The sequence below is a fragment of the Streptococcus mitis genome (genome assembly GCF_047460035.1).
GTDB classification, from domain to species: Bacteria; Bacillota; Bacilli; order Lactobacillales; family Streptococcaceae; genus Streptococcus; species Streptococcus mitis_DW.
Map to the genome: position 1 here is coordinate 66739 of NZ_JASHHB010000010.1, position 16250 is coordinate 82988.

Consider the following 16250-nt stretch of genomic DNA (forward strand, 5'->3'; position numbering starts at 1 on the left):
AGGCTGGAGATGAATCAAAGCCAAGCTTTGAACTCATTCGTAAGAAGCCGACGACGTATCATTTTGATTTTTGAAGAGTTTTAGAAATACTACGATTTTTACCTTCCAAATACACCATCAAAATAGAAATATCTGCTGGGTTTACTCCCGAAATACGACTGGCTTGGCCGATGGTTTCTGGATTGATGAGTTTGAACTTCTGACGAGCTTCGGTTGCGATAGAATCAATGTCATCCCAATCAATATTGGCTGGAATGCGTTTTTCTTCCATACGTTTCATCTTGGCAACCTGGTCCATGGCTTTGGAAATATAGCCTTCGTATTTGATTTCTGTTTCAATCAATTCGATAATCTTGTCATCCAAGTCCTCTGCTGCTGGGCCGATGAAGGCCACCACATCTTGGTAAGAAACTTCTGGACGGCGAAGGAATTCCTTGGCTGTCACCGCATCTGTCAACGGCTTGAAGCCCATCTCCTCAACCTTGGCATTGGTTTCCTTGACTGGCTTGAGTTTGATACTGTCTAGGCGCTTCATCTCATTATCAAATTGATTTTTCTTGATTTCAAAACGAGCCCAGCGTTCATCGTCCACAAGTCCAATCTCGCGTCCCATCTCTGTCAAACGCATATCGGCATTGTCATGACGAAGAATGAGACGGTATTCAGCACGACTGGTCAAGAGACGGTAAGGTTCAATGGTTCCCTTGGTCACCAAGTCATCAATCATGACCCCGATATAACCATCACTGCGCTTCAAAATCAACTCAGGTTTGTCTTGGACTTTCAAAGCCGCATTGATTCCAGCGATAATCCCTTGGCCAGCAGCTTCTTCATAACCTGATGTTCCATTTGTCTGACCAGCAGTGAAAAGACCTGAGATTTTCTTGGTTTCCAAAGTCGCACGCAACTGGTGAGGCAAGACCATGTCGTACTCAATGGCATAACCTGTTCGCATCATCTCTGCATTTTCCAAACCTTTGATAGAATGAACAAGTTCACGTTGCACATCTTCAGGCAGACTGGTTGAAAGCCCTTGAACATAGACTTCCTCAGTATTGCGCCCTTCTGGCTCAAGGAAGAGTTGGTGACGTTCCTTGTCCGCAAAGCGCACAATCTTGTCCTCAATCGATGGGCAGTAACGAGGCCCCACTCCCTTGACCACACCTGTAAACATAGGCGCACGGTGGAGGTTGTTTTGAATAATCTCATGACTGGTACCATTGGTATAGGTCAACCAGCATGGCACTTGATCCTTGACATAATCCTCATCTCGTGAAGTGTATGAGAAATGATTAGGCGCTTCGTCTCCTGGCTGAATCTCGGTCACATCGTAATTGATAGAAGAAGCCTTGACACGTGGAGGGGTTCCTGTCTTGAAACGACCGATTTCGAGGCCCAGTTCCTTGAGATTGTCAGCAAGGTTAATAGAAGCCAAGCTGTGGTTAGGACCTGATGAATACTTAAGGTCTCCAATGATAATTTCCCCACGGAGGGCCGTCCCTGTAGTCACGATAACAGCCTTAGCAGCATACTCTTGATGGGTCGCTGTACGCACACCGACAACCTTGCCATCTTCCACCAAAATCTCATCAATCATGGTCTGACGAAGGGTCAGATTTTCTTGATTTTCAACTGTCTTGCGCATTTCCTTAGAGTAAAGTTCCTTGTCAGCCTGCGCACGAAGGGCACGGACAGCTGGCCCCTTCCCTGTGTTGAGCATCTTCATCTGGATGTAAGTCTTGTCAATGGTTTTGGCCATCTCGCCACCGAGGGCATCGACTTCACGCACAACAATCCCCTTGGCAGAACCACCGATAGAGGGATTACAAGGCATGAAAGCCAGCATTTCAATATTAATGGTCGCAAGCAGGACCTTACAGCCCATACGGCTAGCTGCTAGGGATGCTTCTACCCCAGCGTGTCCCGCACCGATTACAATAATATCGTATTCTTCAGTAAAATTATAAATCATTTCTTAACCTTTCAAAAATTTCTCGTAAATAAGGAACTAACTTCTCCTCCTCTAGAGCTTGAGCCATAGTAACCCATTTAAAGTGCGTATGCTCTTCAGGATCTAATCTGATAATTGGCTTCTCCCCAACCCACTCTGCTTTATAAACTAAGCGAGTAAAGACAGTATCCTTAGAGGTATCCAGTTGACTATCTTCGTGAAGAAGTTTGAGCGAACTGCTATCTAGCCTAACTCCCGCTTCTTCAATACATTCTCTAAGAGCTCCATCTCGCGGAAGTTCACCCTTTTCAACCCCGCCACCAGGAATATCCCAGTAAGTTGGATAAACATTGGGTTGTCCTCTTTTAATTTCCGAACGCTGAATAAGCAAATAATCATCACCACTATGAACAAGTACATGGGCAATAAGCTTAACCATCCTTTTCTCTCCTATTCCTCAAGATGAATGTGTCTTAGTTGGCCGTCCCAATCGGGTAGGGCTGTTTTTAAAAAGGATGGAACTAGCTGGAGATCCTCAAGTTTATCCAAATCAATCCATTCACAGGGCTGCCTTTTATCATCTTCCTGCATGGTCAATGGGGCATCTTCAAGCAAATCCACCAGATAATGAAACTCGATATTGTGATAGGAAACACCGTCCTGTTCAAAACGATTTTCAACCACAAAAGCTAGTTGCCCAGCTTGAGCTTCGACACCCAGTTCTTCCCTCACTTCACGGACTACCGCGTCTTCCGTGCTTTCATTGACTTGAATCGCACCGCCAATAGTGTAATACTTGCCCTTGTCTTTGGTAACTAGGAGCTTGCGATTTTGGAGAATCAAGGCTGTCGCTCGAACGCCAAAAACCGTATTTCCCACTTTTGTCCGAAAGTCTTGTTGAGTCATTTTTGTCCTTTCCCTTAAACGACACAAAAACAGTCAAAACTCCAAAGAAGTGCAGGACAAAAAAGCCTGCAACATCCATGAGCTTTGACCATCATTTCTATTGCTTTTATTATTGTAGCAAATTGAGAAAATTTGTCAATCTAAATGTACTGACAAACTTGTCCATCTCGATAAGCATTGTCAATCAAGCCACCCCCTAGACACTCATCGCCATCGTAAAAGACGACAGCCTGTCCTGGTGTAATCGCACGTTGTGGCTCTGCAAAGATGACCTCTGCCTTGTCTCCTTTAACATGTACTGTCACCTTAGAATCAGGCTGACGGTAGCGGAATTTAGCCGTACATTCTAACGTAAATTCCTCTGGCATGTCACGAGTAAAGTGAACCTGACTGGCCTCAAGGCTAGTTGACATGAGCGAGTCATGGTAGAAACCTTGGCCGACATAGAGGATATTTTTGCTCAGGTCTTTTCCAACAACAAACCAAGGCGCATTGTCACCACCGTGTTGGCCACCGATACCGAGACCGCCACGCTGACCGATTGTATAGTACATAAGGCCGGCATGCTCGCCCATATCGCGACCATCCACAGTCATCATGCGACCAGGCTGAGCTGGTAAGTAATTGCTGAGGAAGTTTTTAAAGTTCTTTTCTCCGATAAAGCAAATCCCTGTCGAATCTTTCTTCTTAGCAGTCGCAAGACCTGCTTCTTCTGCTAGTCTGCGAACTTCAGGCTTTTCCAAATGTCCCAATGGGAACATGGTTTTTTGAAGTTGTTCTTGCGAAAGTTGACTGAGGAAATAGGTCTGATCCTTGCCATTGTCCACACCACGAAGCATGTGAACTGTCCCATCCTCATCACGCGCCACTCGAGCATAATGCCCCGTCGCTACATAGTCTGCACCCAAGGTCATGGCATAGTCCAAAAAGGCCTTGAACTTGATTTCCTTGTTGCACATAACGTCTGGATTTGGCGTGCGCCCTGCACGGTATTCCGCTAGGAAATACTCAAAAACGCGGTCCCAGTACTCTTTTTCAAAATTGACAGAGTAGTAAGGAATGCCAATCTGGTCTGCTACCGCAGCCACATCCTTGTAATCTTCGGTCGCCGTACAGACGCCGTTTTCATCTGTATCATCCCAGTTCTTCATGAAGATACCGATCACATCGTAGCCCTGCTCCTTGAGCAAGAGAGCCGTCACCGACGAATCAACACCACCACTCATCCCCACGACAACACGTGTTTTAGAGTTATCACTCATGGTAAGTCTCCCATCTATTCGTTTATTTGTACCCCTCAACATTCTATTTACTATGACTTTCAATAGAATTTCTTTGAGTATAGTCATTTCGTTTACTTTTAGGACTAGGCAACGAGTCGCAGGCATAACTTGAGTTCGCTCAATCAGTCTGGGAGACTGATTGAGGTTATAAATCAGACAAGCTCAGCTTGCATCTCATTTCGAGTTAACGACGTAATAAAAGATAAACGAAATGACTAGTTCACGATTGAAGGTCGTGTGTGCTTAACGATTGAAGGTCGCTTGAGCAGTATTCATTATAACACGCTTGGTTGGAGAAGACAAGAAAGAGGCTGATAATCTACCAACCTCTTATTCTGAACCTATCAATCTAGCACTTTCTACCTTCATTCGCTTTCTTAGCAACTGCTATCTGGTATTTCACTTGGCCAAATCCTGTACCTCCCAAGGAATTTCGTCTTTGAACAGCAGTTTTAGGTTGCAAGTAGACATAGATATCCTCGGCAATGAGGGAATGATAGGTTTGCAATTCCTCCAAAGTCCAATCTTGAATATTTTTAGCAGACTTGATAGAGTCTAGCACTAATCTTCCCACAACCTCATGAGCTTCTCTAAATGGCAAGCCTTTCCCTGCCAAATAATCTGCCAACTCAGTTGCATTTGAAAAATCCTTCTCTGTAGACTCTTGCATTTTTTCCTTGTTTACCTGCAAGCTAGATAACATACCTGCCAACACATCGAGGGAATTTAAAATCGTTTCGACCGTATCAAACATTCCTTCCTTATCCTCTTGCAAATCCTTATTATAAGCTAAAGGCAAGGACTTCATGACTGTCAATAGCCCAAACAGATTCCCATAAACTCTGCCAGTCTTTCCTCGAATCAACTCAGCCATATCTGGATTTTTCTTTTGAGGCATAATAGAGGAACCTGTTGTAAACGTATCTGACAAGGTAATGAATTGATACTCAAAACTACACCAATTGATCATTTCTTCGCAAAAACGGCTCATATGCATCATGAGTATGCTGGCATTGGATAGAAATTCTAAGATAAAATCGCGGTCACTAACAGCATCCAAAGAATTTGTATAGGGTTGCTTAAACTCCAGCAAATCGCTAGACAATTGGCGATCAATGGGGAAAGTCGTTCCTGCCAAAGCTGTCGCACCTAGAGGGCATAGGTCTGTATGCTTCTGGTTAAATTCAAAACGTTCACTGTCTCTTTGAAACATATTGTAGTAAGCCATCAGGTGATGGGCAAAACTAATAGGCTGAGCATGTTGCAGATGTGTATAGCCCGGCATGATCGTCTCCACATGATTTTCCGCCAAGTCTAATAAAACACCCTTGAGATGAGCCAGTTTATCTAGGACATAGCCTAGTTGCTCCTTGAGATACAAGTGCATATCTGTCGCAACTTGGTCATTTCGAGAACGAGCTGTATGTAGTTTCCCTGCAAGGGGACCAATTTTTTCTGTCAGCAACACTTCCATATTCATATGAATATCTTCGTTTGTGATATCAAAGTCAAGTTGACCTGCCTCTAGCTCTTCTAAAAGCTCTTTCAAGCCTGCTTGGATCTTTTCTGACTCCTCCAAACTCAAAATGCCCGTCTGACCCAACATCTGAACGTGGGCTAAGGAACCAATCACATCAAATTTAGCTAATTTCTGGTCAAAAGATATACTCGCACCAAAGCGCTCTACCCAGTCTTCGACAGTCCCTTCAAAGCGACCACCCCACAATTTTGTATTCTTAGCCATATCACATCCACCTCTCTAGTCAATCGCCCTATTTGGCGCTTTTTTGAACCTCAGAATGAACCTTGGTTGGAAGTCCCCATAACTTAATAAAGCCAACAGCCGCATCTTGGTCAAAGGTATCTGCACTAGTATACGTCGCCAAATTTTCATCGTAAAGTGAATTTGGTGATTTCCGAGCCACGACCTGAGCGCTCCCCTTATACAGTTTGACTTTTGCAGTCCCATTGACAACTTTTTGAGTCTCTTTAATATAAGCAATCAAGGCTTGTGTAGCTGGACTAAACCACAAAGCATTATAAATGAGATTCGATAATTCATTTTCTATGATTGGTTTAAAATGAGCCACTTCTCTCACAAGCGTCAAATCCTCAATTTCCTTATGAGCTGTCAGCAGGGTCACTGCCCCTGGGCACTCATAGATTTCTCTTGATTTAATCCCCACCAAGCGATTTTCCACGTGGTCAATCCGTCCGACCCCATGTTTTCCAGCTATTTCGTTGAGTTTTTGAATCAAATCTGCCAATTTTAGCCCTTCTCCATTGAGGGAAACTGGAACACCTTCACCAAACTCAATCTCAATGTATTCTGGCGTGTCTGGAGCTTCCTCTGGAGAAGATGTGATACCAAAGGCTTCTTCTGGAGCCTGATTCCATGGATTTTCTAAAATACCACACTCATTGGCACGTCCCCAAAGATTTTGATCGACAGAGTAAGGATTGTCAAGGTCAGCAGGAACAGGCACCCCATTTTCCTTAGCATAATGAATTTCTTCCTCCCGAGACCATTTCCATTCACGAACTGGCGCAATCACTTTTAAATTGGGATCCAAGGCTGCAATGGATACTTCAAAACGTACTTGGTCATTCCCCTTGCCTGTACAACCATGAGCAATTGTAGTCGCTCCTGTCTGATGCGCGATTTCAACCAATTTTTTAGAAATAAGAGGGCGGCTCAAGGCAGATACCAAGGGGTACTTTTGTTCATAGTAGGCATGTGACTGGAGAGCTACTAGCACATAATCTGTAGCAAATTCGTCCTTAACATCAATGACATAAGATTCGACTGCTCCAACCTTGAGAGCTTTATCATGGATGAAATCTAAGTCTTTCCCTTCACCCACATCCATACAAACTGCAACAACATCATAGTCTTTCTTTAGCCAGGTAATAGCAACTGATGTGTCTAAACCGCCAGAATAGGCCAAAATTACTTTTTCTTTACTCATGTTCTTTTCCTTCTTTCTATTTTTCAATGGACGCTTTAAAGGCATCCTCAATGAGTTTGTCTAATTCCCCAGAATCCTTCAACTTTTGAATGGTTTTATCGACTGCTTCTTTCAATTCCTTGCTATCTTTTTTCATAGCGACCGCATAGGAATCATCTTGCTCTTTTTCAAAATTGAGTTCTGCGATTGTTAAATCAGGATTATTTTCCACAAATCCCTTAGCAACTGGTTCTTCAAAGATAACGGCATCCACTTGTCCTGATTTTAAATCTGTAATTAAATTCCCATTTTTAGGCAGAGATACGAGGGAAGAATTTTGTAGCAAATCTTTCGCCATCGTCTCTTGAATCGAACCTTTCTGCACTCCAACCTTTTTCTGCGCCAAGTCGTTTACAGACTGATAAGTAGCCAAGTCTGATTTTTTGACAATGAGCTTATTTTTTGAAGTATAGTAAGGAATGGAAAAGTCGAACACCTTGCTCCGTTCGTCTGTCTTAGAAACACCTGATATGGCAAGGTCGGCTTTTCCTGATTGAACACTAGCCAATACATTGTCAAAGCTCATGGGAGATAGTTCCAATTCGACACCTAGTTCTGTTGCGATAACCTTGGCTAATTCGATATCTGAACCCACAATCTGATTTTTCCCATCAACCACTTTTTGGTATTCAAATGGAGCAAAATCTGGATTGAGGGCTACAACCAATTTTCCTTTGGACTTGATGGCTTCAATTCCAGCCGATTGATTGTTACTACAAGCAAATAGTAGGGGGAGCATCACTAAACCAAACATCGTCATCAACACCTTCTTCATCTTATTCATAACAAAGTCTCCTTTATGTTTATTCCTTTTGGTTGTATAAATAATACACTTATGCTCATCGTTTGTCAAGCCTAAATTGAAAATTTTTTCAGTTTAAAACAAAAAAACCTAGAAATACCACATAAAAATGTCATTCCTAGGCGTATTTATGCTATTTATCTCTGGAAAATATGAGTATTCAGTCAGTCAAATGAAACCAAACGAACTCATTTTCCCTCGCCCAATTCAATGATACGATGACATTGTTGGGCTACATAAGCATCGTGGGTCACAATAATGACTGTTTTCCCCTCTCGATTCATCTCCAAGAGAAACTTCAAGACCAAATCTCTATTTTCAGGATCCAGCGAACCTGTCGGTTCATCAGCTAAAATCAGCTGGCTGGGTTTTAAGATGGCTCTAGCAACTGCAATTCGTTGTTGTTCACCACCAGACAACTCGGAGACCTTTTGATGCAAAGTAGCTGGCAAACCTACTCTCTCTAAAATCTCTTCCACCTTTTTGAGCTTGTCTTTCTTGGACAATTTCACATATTTCAGCGCCAGCATGAGATTGTACTCGACCGTTTCATCATCAATTAGGGCAAAATTTTGAAACAGATAAGAGATATGTTCACGGATTATTGTTTGTGATTTAGCAGAATTGACCGCTAGATTTGTCTGACCAAAAATCTCATACCGTCCGCTATATTCACCATCTATCAAACCTAATAAATTTAACAAGGTCGACTTACCACTGCCACTTTTTCCAACGATGGCAACTAAATCCCCCTGACCAATCCTGAGAGACAAGTTATCCAAAATCACTTTTCCCCCAATGGTTTTGGTAATATTTTTCAACTCAATCATAAGATGCCCCCTTTCAATAACTCTACTAGACTTTTTTTCTCCATCCTAGAAGCCAAGGCTAGCACAAATAGTATATCCAAACATGTAAAACCTGCAAACAGCAGAAGTGGCAAGAACGCATGGGCAAAGAAAATCAAGACTAGAAGAGGGAGACTATAGCCCAGCAAGAGCAGAACTAAGAGAGCGCGGTAGCGATCGACCAGTTTCCACCCCATAAACTTCTTGGTAATGATATCCCTGCGCTTCAACAAGAAAGTAGTAACGAGTAAAAAGTAGGAGACAATCATACTGAGAAGAGCAAATAAGGCAAAAAGAACGTTAAAATTACGAACAGAATCCCGATAGGTATCGATCATCTCCTCTTGAATTGCTTGAATCGATGAAAATTTTAAATAGCTACCATCAGATAAGTTATCGACTAACTCTGTAATCACTTTTTGATTTTGTTCTGTATTTTCAACTTTCATCGGATTGTTTAAACCTGTCGTTGACAAGTGAGTCTTTTCTTCCCACATCATGTCTTGATCATTTACCAGACTAATGATTGGATTGTGGAGATTTTCCTTTCGCTCATTATTATAAGGGAAGAAAGACCAATCTCCTTCATAGTAGGCAATTTCTACATCCATATCTTCTATTGTTTGCTTCTGCTGATCTTCATACCTCAGAGAAAGATAGGCTATGGATTTTCCCAAGAACTGATTCTTGCCTTCTTGTCCTTTGTCACTAGCTGGCATCAAAATCACTTTTTTAGTGCCGGCATCTGGTAACTTAAAGCCCTTACTCTTTAGAAAATTGCTATTAGCATAGTAGACATCTACCTCATCAGGCAGTTGGTAGTGCTGCACTTGTTCTGCTTTGATGACTGGTTTGATAGGAAGACTCGTACTTCGCACATAGTTTACTTGTGTTTTTGCTAGCAAGTCTTGATAAAATTGGTAGAAATAATCTGTAGATTTCCCTGACCCTGCTAGCTCTTCTTGCCACAGATTATCATTGAGTTTGAAGGTTTCTAAGGTCAGGTAATTGCCTTGGCTTACCCACTGTTGCTGATAAGCAAGTTCTTTGTTTTCTTGTTCTAGACTTCTACCTACCCCAATCAGTAAGGCCGTCAGTAAAATAGTTGTCCCTATTTTCATCACATAATTGAAGATGAGACCAAGTTTGACAGATGAAAAACCTTTCAACATGGAACTGACTGTCATTTTCTGAATCATCAGGTAGGTCAGCCAACTGATGAACAAATACAACTGTAAAAGCAGAAATTGGGATAAGAGTAAACTTGGAAACAAAAGTTTTGGTCTGTAGTCCAGCACTAAAAATAGTCCCAAGTCAATGATAAGACTTCCACCCAAGAGAAGATAAAAATTAGTCTTTACAAAACCAGCTAAAATCGCCCTGCTTTGAAAACCAAGTAACTTTTGAACCCCCACTCGTTTCATCTCCATCATCGGCTGATAAACTGTCATTAAAATCACAAGCAAGATTGCTAAGATAAAGATAATGATAGATAGTAACAAAGCTTGATTTAGCACTCCAACCTGACTTCGGTAAGTGGGTTCTAATAAAATCGTCTTATCTATCTGGAAAAAATCACTCCACTTTTGTAGAATGGTATCACGATCTATCTCTTTGCTGGAGGTAATCATATAGCGCCCATTTACAGTATGAGATTTATCCTCAATATAGGATTGGAAGGTCTGGAGTCGAATGAGTTTCACCTTTAAAAAGGTGGGAATGGTTCCTAGATTATTGGGAAGGTTCTGGTTGCTGTAGACTCCCTTCTCATTCTTTGAAAAATCAAGAGAAGTCAGACCGAACTCCTGATAGGGGAAGGTTTCCTTATCAAAAACACCAGCCTTGACCACCTCATCGCCATTATCTACTTTGATAATAGAGACCTTGTCTTGACTTGTAACCTCTTCAAAAAACTGGAGAATAGTTTCTGTCGGTTTAGTGACATCTTTCAAGTACAAGTCAAATGAATAAGCTGTCTTACCCATCTCCTGAATCCGCACTATTTCTCGTGTAACATTTACATTCAGGACAAAAAACGTAGTACACAGCAAGAGCAGGAGCATACAAAGATGACTGATTTTTTTCATAGAGATACCTCCCGTGAAGAGACGAAACTGGGAAAAACTAACTTTCCAATAAAACCACATAGTGATTCTCTCAGCTTAATTGTGTTCAAGGCTGCAAACACTGCGTGGCTTTTGAATATTTAGAGGTTAGTTTTTTGGGCAATTGTCAATCAGAATGTTCTTTTATCTGTCAATAATCCTAGAAAATCTTGTCGTTTCAAGTCTGAGAAATGTTTGGTAGAGAGACTTCCCTTTTGAAGTCCATCATCTCTAACCTGCAAATAATAGCTATGTTGGCTTGTTTTAATTGTCAAAAAATCGCCAAATATAAAAACTCTTTTCCAGTTGCGAATCTCAAATTCTTTCATCTCTGATTTTGGAATGCGGATAAGTCCTTGCCGCAAATCACGATGATGCTCACTTGTGAAAGTCATCCCATTCCCAAGATTTCTTATTAGTAGTTCATCTGGAGTTACCATCACCAGCGCTATTTTAGTTAAGAAAATTTCAACTGTTGGTGGTAAAATCGCCAAGTTGAACCAAGGATGTAGGTAGCGATACGCTAAGAAATAATGAGGCTCCTCACCCAATCCTAGTTGTTTATATAAGGCCTTGACCTCACTATCTAACCTCGCTTCAAAAGACACATCCGAATGCTCTTCTTCCTTCCTCTGATTAAAATAACGCATCCAGACTAGAAAACCTATAAAGACTATAATAAATATTCCTGATAAGAGATATTTTACATTGTAGTTCATCACTTAACCTCCTGATTCACTACTCCGCCCAAAGCAGAGGCCTATTTATTTTGAAAATAGTTCCATAACAACTTTAAATAAGACTGGTAAGATTGTCAAACTAGAATTCTTTCTTTTCTAGCTACATCATAATTCTCGACTAAATACAAAGTTAAGGTCACTGAATTTGTCAACGCTTGCACACCTCCCGTTTCACCTATATTATAAATCAACATATATAACCTGTCAAGCAATTAAAGCAAATATTAAATGTTTTCAAAAAGAAGAATTATAGTTATATTTTACACATAAAAAAGATAGCTTTTGCTATCCTTATACATTATCTGACTGCTTATCCATTAGATATTGTTCCACCTTGAGCGCCTTGACTTCATTATTTTCAATTAGATAAAGCACCTTAGCTTTCATATAATAGTCCTTAGCAACAGAGATATCAAGATCTTCTGTTACATTTCCCAATAAACAATATAAATCTGCTAACCTAAAGCTACTATGATATTTGTTACAAAATTCAATTATCTCCAATAATAGCGCTCTGGACTTATCCATCTCCTCCTGTTTCCAAAGGTGGTAACAATAATTGTATTTTATTTTGATATACAACTCAATTTGTTCACGCACACTAGTATCGATTTTTGAAAGGGCTACGGAAACCTGATCATATAGTTGCTCAAATTTCTCCTTATCCTCATCATAGCCTAAGAAAATCAGCAGGGTATTCAAAATATATAAGTAATCCACTTTATCAATACTAATCCTACTAAGGATGTCCTCTATTTTTGAAATAGCTAGTTTTAATTGATGTTCACATTGATAAGTTAGAATGGCATCTATCCAGTCCAGATAAATCTTTTCATCAAAAGATAAAGAAGTCTGTTGCTTTCTCTCTCCCTCAAAAGCATATTTCAAAGAGGCATAATCTTGATTTTCCAATAATGTTTCAGACAATCTCTTGAAAGCAGACAAGCCTAGAAACTCTTTCGAAATTTCTCCTGAAAAGAAATAGTCCATATTTAAGCCCATTTTTTCAGATAATTTATATAACAAATCTGCTCCTGGCATATATTTGCCTTGTTCCATTCGACTTATCTGAGTTTGTTGGCAAATTCCTTCTGCCAACTCTTTTTGCGACCACCCCAACTCTTTTCGCTTATTTTTTAATCTTGTTGCTAATAATGCATGCATGCTAACCACCACTATTTATATTCTATAAAAACATTATACTACTTTTTTGAGAAGATTATATCAGATTGTCTACATAGTGTGAACAGGATTCTAAAAAGGAAAGAAAAAAGAGCTATTCAAAGCTCTTTCCCCTATTTCTTAATACCAGCCGTTGTTAAGCCAAAAGTTTTTAGCGGCTGACCATGAACCGTAACGTCCTGCAACGTAAGCATCTGCTACACGTTCTTGGTTTTCAGCTGAGTAGTCACCGTTCAAGTATGAATCTGTCAATTGGTAACGTCCAATGTATTGACCGTTTGTAGCTGTATAGCTACCACCTGATTCTTTTTGTGCAATCCATTCTTTAGCTTCTGCTTCAGATCCGCTTACAGTTGCGGCTGGTGCTGAAGTTTCTGCTGTAGCAACAGTTTCTTCTGCTACAGGAGCGCTTGCAGCTGGTGCTGCTTCTTCTACTACTTCTGTAGTTTCTGCTACTGGAGCTGAAACAGTTTCATCTTGAGCAGCTGGTGCTGCATAAGTAGCTGGCGCTGGTGTTGCTGCTGGTGCTACTGGACCGTCGATAACCAACTCTTGACCAACATAAATCATATGGATGTTGTCAATGTGGTTGTTTTCTGCCAATTTCTCAACAGTTGTGTTGTGAGTTTCAGCGATTTCTGAAAGTGTATCACCTTCTTTAACAGTGTAAGTTGATGATTCTTGAGCAGATACAAATGATGGAGCAAATACTGCAAACAAGGCAGCTACTCCTGCAAGAGTTGTTTTAATCTTTTTAGTTGTTGATTTCATATTTGAAAATTCTCCTTCTTTCTATACTTCTATCATACCCTTTAAATATTACTATTTCTTAACACTTTTATGTAGAAATATTACAAAATTATTTTTTATTTCCCTAAATAAGCCATTTTTGTCATAAAAGTCGCTATTTTATGCTGTTTGTGGCATTAAAAAGGTTTTCATCCACAATTAAAGCCAAGCCCCTCATTCTTTGATATAATAGAGATAAGAATTTTTATAAGGGGAAACTGATGAAATCACTTCGTTTTCAATCTGTCTTTGATATCATCGGACCAGTTATGATTGGCCCATCTAGTAGCCATACAGCTGGTGCTGTTCGTATTGGGAAGATTGTCTCTTCCATTTTTGATGATACTCCGACAGAAGTCGAATTCCAACTTTTTAACTCATTTGCCAAGACCTATCGTGGTCACGGAACAGACCTAGCCCTTGTTGCAGGTATTTTGGGCATGGATACAGATAATCCTGAAATCCCAAATAGTCTGGAGATTGCCAACAAGCGCGGCATCAAGATTGTCTGGACCATTCAGAAAGACAGTAATGCTCCTCATCCAAACACCACTAAAATTACCGTCAAAAATGCTCACAAGACCATCAGTGTGACTGGTATTTCTATCGGGGGAGGGAATATTCAGGTAACCGAACTCAATGGCTTTGCCGTCTCTCTCAATATGAATACACCGACTATCATCATTGTTCATCAAGATATTCCAGGTATGATTGCCCTCGTAACAGAGGCTCTTTCACGCTATGGTATCAATATCGCCCAGATGAATGTTACTCGTGAAAAAGCTGGTGAAAAAGCCATTATGATTATCGAAGTTGACAGTCGCAACTGTGATGAGGCCATCGAAGAAATTCGAAAAATCCCTCATCTCCACAATGTCAATTTCTTTAAATAGGAGGAAACATGTTTTATTCTATCAAAGAATTGGTCGAGCAAGCAGATCTGGACTTTCAAGGAAATGTCGCAGAACTCATGATTACCACAGAGTTTGAATTGACCGGTCGCGAACGTGAAGAAGTCTTCCTTCTCATGGAACGCAATCTGGAAGTCATGAAAGCCTCTGTCCAACTTGGCCTCAATGAAAATAAATCTCGTAGTGGTCTGACAGGTGGAGATGCTGCCAAATTGGATCACTACATCAAAAACGGAAAAACTCTGTCAGATTACACAATTCTCTCTGCTGCCCGAAATGCCATTGCAGTCAATGAACACAATGCCAAAATGGGCTTGGTTTGTGCCACTCCGACCGCAGGAAGTGCTGGCTGTCTGCCCTCAGTTCTAACAGCTACTATTGAAAAATTAGACCTCAGCCACGAGCAACAGCTGGATTTCCTCTTTGCTGCCGGTGCCTTTGGACTAGTCATCGCAAACAATGCCTCTATCTCAGGTGCTGAAGGTGGCTGTCAGGCCGAGGTTGGTTCGGCCTCTGCTATGAGTGCTGCAGCCTTGACTCTAGCTGCCGGTGGAACACCTTATCAGGCCAGTCAGGCCATTGCCTTTGTCATTAAAAATATGCTGGGCCTCATCTGTGACCCTGTTGCCGGCTTGGTTGAAGTTCCCTGCGTCAAGCGCAATGCTATGGGAGCTAGCTTTGCCTTCATCGCAGCAGACATGGCCTTGGCAGGTATCGAATCTAAAATTCCTGTGGATGAAGTTATCGATGCCATGTACCAAGTAGGAGCAAGCATGCCAACTGCCTTTCGTGAAACAGCTGAAGGTGGACTCGCTGCCACCCCTACTGGTCGTCGCCTCCAAAAAGAAATTTTCGGAGAATAAGCTTATCAAATAGGAGAAATCATGACCTCTATCACAGCTATCTTTTTCGACCTAGATGGAACCCTCGTTGATAGTTCTATCGGGATTCACAATGCCTTTACCCATACCTTTAAGGAGCTAGGAGTACCTAGCCCTGATGCCAAAACTATTCGTGGTTTTATGGGGCCGCCCCTCGAAAGTAGTTTTGCGACTTGCCTTCCCAAAGAACTAATCTCTGAGGCTGTTCAGATATACCGTTCTTACTACAAGGCAAAAGGAATCCATGAAGCTCAACTCTTTCCTCAGATTGTAGACTTGCTTGAGAAGTTATCGAGCAATTACCCTCTTTATATCACCACTACAAAGAATACTCCAACCGCTCAAGACATGACTAAAAATTTGGGAATCCATCATTTCTTTGAGGATATTTATGGTTCCAGCCCTGAAGCACCCCATAAGGCAGATGTCATTCGCCAAGCCTTGCAGACACATCAACTAGCACCAGAACAAGCCATCATCATCGGAGATACCAAGTTTGATATGCAGGGGGCTCAAGAAACAGGCATTCAGAAATTGGCCGTCACTTGGGGATTTGGAGAACAAGCAGATCTACTAAACTATCAGCCTGATTATATCGCTCACAAACCCATAGAAGTTTTGGAGTATTTTCAATAACATAGACTGGGCAACAACCCCATTTCAGAAGAAAATGGAGCAAGTTTCTACATAACAAAGCGCATATTACCAAGGTTCTTCTGTACTGACCCCAAAAGTTAGACAATTAATTTATCCGAAGGATTTAGTTCTGTATTGCACAGGGCTAAGTCCTTTTAGTTTTACCTTAATTCGTTTATTGTTGTAGTAATCAATATAGTCTACAATA

Annotated in this window: 16 protein-coding genes; 3 read left to right on the forward strand and 13 right to left on the reverse strand. The window is 41.1% G+C overall.

Annotated features, from left to right (window positions below):
* Positions 1-58: 58 nt before the first annotated feature.
* The 12 genes from mnmG to apf form a co-directional block, all read right to left on the reverse strand.
* The gene (gene mnmG / locus QM956_RS09070) at positions 59-1972 is read right to left on the reverse strand and encodes a tRNA uridine-5-carboxymethylaminomethyl(34) synthesis enzyme MnmG (RefSeq protein ID WP_414302447.1); all 1914 of its coding nucleotides are present in this window, start codon (positions 1970-1972) and stop codon (positions 59-61) included.
* Positions 1962-2390, reverse strand: a complete 429-nt coding sequence (locus tag QM956_RS09075; RefSeq protein ID WP_125420486.1) for an NUDIX hydrolase — start codon at positions 2388-2390, stop codon at positions 1962-1964. Before QM956_RS09075 ends, mnmG begins: the two co-directional genes overlap by 11 nt.
* Positions 2391-2401: 11 nt before the next feature.
* A complete protein-coding gene (locus tag QM956_RS09080; protein WP_414302448.1) occupies positions 2402-2857 on the reverse strand; it encodes an NUDIX hydrolase in 456 nt (151 codons plus the stop codon).
* A 140-nt stretch (positions 2858-2997) separates the two neighbouring features.
* A complete protein-coding gene (mnmA, locus tag QM956_RS09085) occupies positions 2998-4119 on the reverse strand; it encodes a tRNA 2-thiouridine(34) synthase MnmA (RefSeq protein WP_033684451.1) in 1122 nt (373 codons plus the stop codon).
* A 370-nt stretch (positions 4120-4489) separates the two neighbouring features.
* Positions 4490-5884, reverse strand: a complete 1395-nt coding sequence (gene argH / locus QM956_RS09090) for an argininosuccinate lyase (RefSeq protein WP_150922703.1) — start codon at positions 5882-5884, stop codon at positions 4490-4492.
* 28 nt (positions 5885-5912) lie between these two features.
* The gene (locus QM956_RS09095) at positions 5913-7109 is read right to left on the reverse strand and encodes an argininosuccinate synthase (protein ID WP_049515549.1); all 1197 of its coding nucleotides are present in this window, start codon (positions 7107-7109) and stop codon (positions 5913-5915) included.
* Positions 7110-7125: 16 nt separating this feature from the next.
* Positions 7126-7932, reverse strand: a complete 807-nt coding sequence (locus QM956_RS09100) for an ABC transporter substrate-binding protein (protein WP_049515550.1) — start codon at positions 7930-7932, stop codon at positions 7126-7128.
* Positions 7933-8138: 206 nt separating this feature from the next.
* Positions 8139-8780 (reverse strand): ABC transporter ATP-binding protein, encoded by a 642-nt coding sequence (locus tag QM956_RS09105; protein ID WP_227326033.1) that lies wholly within the window; start codon positions 8778-8780, stop codon positions 8139-8141.
* The gene (locus tag QM956_RS09110) at positions 8777-10885 is read right to left on the reverse strand and encodes a bacteriocin-associated integral membrane family protein (protein WP_414302449.1); all 2109 of its coding nucleotides are present in this window, start codon (positions 10883-10885) and stop codon (positions 8777-8779) included. Before QM956_RS09110 ends, QM956_RS09105 begins: the two co-directional genes overlap by 4 nt.
* 149 nt (positions 10886-11034) lie before the next feature.
* On the reverse strand, positions 11035-11622 hold the full coding sequence (locus QM956_RS09115) for a hypothetical protein (protein WP_049543167.1): 588 nt from the start codon (positions 11620-11622) through the stop codon (positions 11035-11037).
* 312 nt (positions 11623-11934) lie between these two features.
* On the reverse strand, positions 11935-12807 hold the full coding sequence (locus tag QM956_RS09120) for a helix-turn-helix domain-containing protein (protein WP_049500743.1): 873 nt from the start codon (positions 12805-12807) through the stop codon (positions 11935-11937).
* A gap of 138 nt (positions 12808-12945) precedes the next feature.
* Positions 12946-13596: an aggregation-promoting factor gene (gene apf, locus QM956_RS09125; RefSeq protein ID WP_049543169.1), complete on the reverse strand. Its 651-nt coding sequence runs from the start codon at positions 13594-13596 to the stop codon at positions 12946-12948.
* 239 nt (positions 13597-13835) lie between these two features.
* Between apf and sdaAB the strand changes: the two genes are divergently transcribed.
* From sdaAB to QM956_RS09140, 3 genes are read left to right on the forward strand one after another with little or no spacing between them, the layout of a single operon-like run.
* Positions 13836-14507 carry an L-serine ammonia-lyase, iron-sulfur-dependent subunit beta gene (sdaAB, locus tag QM956_RS09130; protein WP_049543171.1) on the forward strand — a complete coding sequence of 224 codons (672 nt, stop codon included), beginning with the start codon at positions 13836-13838 and terminating at the stop codon, positions 14505-14507.
* Positions 14508-14515: 8 nt separating this feature from the next.
* Positions 14516-15388 carry an L-serine ammonia-lyase, iron-sulfur-dependent, subunit alpha gene (gene sdaAA, locus QM956_RS09135; protein ID WP_261274290.1) on the forward strand — a complete coding sequence of 291 codons (873 nt, stop codon included), beginning with the start codon at positions 14516-14518 and terminating at the stop codon, positions 15386-15388.
* A gap of 21 nt (positions 15389-15409) precedes the next feature.
* Complete coding sequence (locus QM956_RS09140; RefSeq protein ID WP_414302450.1) at positions 15410-16042, forward strand: HAD family hydrolase; 633 nt, start codon at positions 15410-15412, stop codon at positions 16040-16042.
* 111 nt (positions 16043-16153) lie between these two features.
* Here QM956_RS09140 and QM956_RS09145 read toward each other — a convergent pair.
* Positions 16154-16250, reverse strand: a 97-nt coding sequence (locus tag QM956_RS09145; RefSeq protein ID WP_133162783.1) for an IS3 family transposase, incomplete at its 5' end; no start/stop codon positions are given.

What these genes read in the sequence shown, in the direction of transcription:
- argH (WP_150922703.1), bottom strand. Translation starts at nt 5,884, where the DNA reads ATGGCTAAGAATACAAAATTGTGGGGTGGTCGCTTTGAAGGGACTGTC.
- QM956_RS09110 (WP_414302449.1), bottom strand. Translation starts at nt 10,885, where the DNA reads ATGAAAAAAATCAGTCATCTTTGTATGCTCCTGCTCTTGCTGTGTACT.
- sdaAA (WP_261274290.1), top strand. Translation starts at nt 14,516, where the DNA reads ATGTTTTATTCTATCAAAGAATTGGTCGAGCAAGCAGATCTGGACTTT.
- QM956_RS09075 (WP_125420486.1), bottom strand. Translation starts at nt 2,390, where the DNA reads ATGGTTAAGCTTATTGCCCATGTACTTGTTCATAGTGGTGATGATTAT.
- apf (WP_049543169.1), bottom strand. Translation starts at nt 13,596, where the DNA reads ATGAAATCAACAACTAAAAAGATTAAAACAACTCTTGCAGGAGTAGCT.
- sdaAB (WP_049543171.1), top strand. Translation starts at nt 13,836, where the DNA reads ATGAAATCACTTCGTTTTCAATCTGTCTTTGATATCATCGGACCAGTT.
- QM956_RS09115 (WP_049543167.1), bottom strand. Translation starts at nt 11,622, where the DNA reads ATGAACTACAATGTAAAATATCTCTTATCAGGAATATTTATTATAGTC.
- QM956_RS09140 (WP_414302450.1), top strand. Translation starts at nt 15,410, where the DNA reads ATGACCTCTATCACAGCTATCTTTTTCGACCTAGATGGAACCCTCGTT.
- mnmG (WP_414302447.1), bottom strand. Translation starts at nt 1,972, where the DNA reads ATGATTTATAATTTTACTGAAGAATACGATATTATTGTAATCGGTGCG.
- mnmA (WP_033684451.1), bottom strand. Translation starts at nt 4,119, where the DNA reads ATGAGTGATAACTCTAAAACACGTGTTGTCGTGGGGATGAGTGGTGGT.
- QM956_RS09105 (WP_227326033.1), bottom strand. Translation starts at nt 8,780, where the DNA reads ATGATTGAGTTGAAAAATATTACCAAAACCATTGGGGGAAAAGTGATT.
- QM956_RS09100 (WP_049515550.1), bottom strand. Translation starts at nt 7,932, where the DNA reads ATGAATAAGATGAAGAAGGTGTTGATGACGATGTTTGGTTTAGTGATG.
- QM956_RS09095 (WP_049515549.1), bottom strand. Translation starts at nt 7,109, where the DNA reads ATGAGTAAAGAAAAAGTAATTTTGGCCTATTCTGGCGGTTTAGACACA.
- QM956_RS09120 (WP_049500743.1), bottom strand. Translation starts at nt 12,807, where the DNA reads ATGCATGCATTATTAGCAACAAGATTAAAAAATAAGCGAAAAGAGTTG.
- QM956_RS09080 (WP_414302448.1), bottom strand. Translation starts at nt 2,857, where the DNA reads ATGACTCAACAAGACTTTCGGACAAAAGTGGGAAATACGGTTTTTGGC.